General features: G+C 53.0%; 1 protein-coding gene. It reads left to right on the forward strand.

Annotation, left to right across the window (positions count from 1 at the left end; all coding sequences use genetic code 11):
- Positions 1-985 (forward strand): hypothetical protein (locus tag WAA15_RS24470; protein WP_337045477.1); only part of this gene is annotated, 985 nt, incomplete at both ends.

Consider the following 985-nt stretch of genomic DNA (forward strand, 5'->3'; position numbering starts at 1 on the left):
TGCCGTAAGCGTGAGCGTACTTGGCGAACAAACTACTTTCGGGTTTGGTGCGTTGATGGTTGGTGCTGTCGGCTGTGTCACAATCTCTAAACCCGTTACCGCCGTACTCGCCGGACTGGTACAAGAACCAACCGTACACGTCGCCGTAATACTGTATGTACCTACACTTGATAAAGTTAAGCTCGTTCCGGTGCTGCTGTTAGACCATGTGACTGTTCCTGCGCAGCCGCTTGCCGTAAGCGTGAGCGTACTTGGTGCGCAAACTACTTTCGGATTCGGTGCGTTGATGGTTGGTGCTGTCGGCTGTGTCACAATCTCCAAGCCCGTTACTGCCGTACTTGCTGGACTGGTACATGAACCAACCGTACACGTCGCCGTTATGCTGTATGTGCCTACACTTGAAAGCGTTAAGCTCGTTCCGGTGCTGCTATTCGACCATGTAACGGTTCCCGCGCAACCGCTTGCTGTAAGCGTGAGCGTACTTGGCGCGCAAACTACTTTCGGGTTAGGTGCGTTAATGGTTGGTGCTGTCGGCTGCGTTACAATCTCTAAGCCCGTTACCGCCGTACTTGCCGGACTGGTGCATGAACCAACCGTACACGTCGCTGTAATGCTGTATGTGCCTACACTTGATAAAGTTAAACTCGTTCCAGTGCTGCTATTCGACCATGTGACGGTTCCTGCGCAGCCGCTTGCCGTAAGCGTGAGCGTACTTGGTGCGCAAACTACTTTCGGGTTAGGGGCGTTGATGGTTGGAGCCGTCGGCTGTGTCACAATCTCTAAACCCGTTACTGCCGTACTCGCCGGACTGGTACACGAACCAACCGTACAAGTTGCGGTAATGCTATATGTGCCTACACTTGAAAGCGTTAAGCTCGTTCCGGTGCTGCTGTTAGACCATGTGACGGTTCCTGCGCAGCCACTTGCCGTAAGTGTGAGCGTACTTGGCGAACAAACTACTTTCGGATTTGGTGCGTTGATGGTT

The organism is Emticicia sp. 17c, assembly GCF_037153985.1.
Classification (GTDB): Bacteria; Bacteroidota; Bacteroidia; order Cytophagales; family Spirosomataceae; genus Emticicia.